Source organism: Bartonella sp. AA83SXKL (assembly GCF_042196965.1).
GTDB lineage: Bacteria > Pseudomonadota > Alphaproteobacteria > Rhizobiales > Rhizobiaceae > Bartonella.
In genome coordinates this window covers 1-694 of record NZ_JBHIRG010000197.1, presented here as the reverse complement: position 1 = coordinate 694, position 694 = coordinate 1, and the positions used below count along the sequence as shown (strand labels likewise).

Sequence of the window (694 nt, the reverse complement as noted above, 5' to 3'; positions counted from 1 at the left end):
CCCCATGTGGTTGAATCACTAGGATTACAATCTTTCGGATTAACGAATTTATTTTCTTGTGATGGTGTCCACAAGGTAGAACTATTTTTTTTATTTTGATCATTCAAAATAGGATCACCAACATCCGTTTGTTCAGGTATGCGCGGTTCTATGGGTTGCTGAATGATCTCGAAACGCATGAGTTTAGAGGTAACGATTCTGCGTAAATTTCTAAGCATGGCTTGAAAGAGTTCAAATGATTCTGTCTTATATTCGTTGAGAGGATCACGTTGTGCATAACCACGAAAACCGACAACGGAACGGAGATGGTCTAAATGTACCAGATGTTCACGCCACAATGTGTCAATGGTTTCAAGTAATACGGCCTTATGGAAATAAGCCATAACTTCTGGAGAGAAGCGTTCAATACGTTCGTTTTCAAGTTTGGTAACAGCATTTGATATACGCTCTAAGATTTGTTCTTCAGCAATTCCATCTTCTTTTGCCCATGTCTCGATTGGCAGTTCAAGATTAAAGAGCTGATGAAGTTCTTCTTGTAGAGCTGTAATGTCCCATTTTTCGCAATACGTTCCAGAGGGAATGTAGGTTTCGACAAGATCTTCAACCACTTCGTTGCGCATTTCGAGAATCATTTCAGTTAAATCCTCTGCGTTCATGATCTCCATACGTTGTTCAAAAATAACTTTGCGCTGAC

1 pseudogene is annotated in these 694 nt (G+C 39.6%); it reads right to left on the bottom strand.

Annotation, left to right across the window (positions count from 1 at the left end):
- A pseudogene (locus ACFINO_RS10580) lies at positions 1 to 694 on the bottom strand (preprotein translocase subunit SecA); the annotation flags it as partial.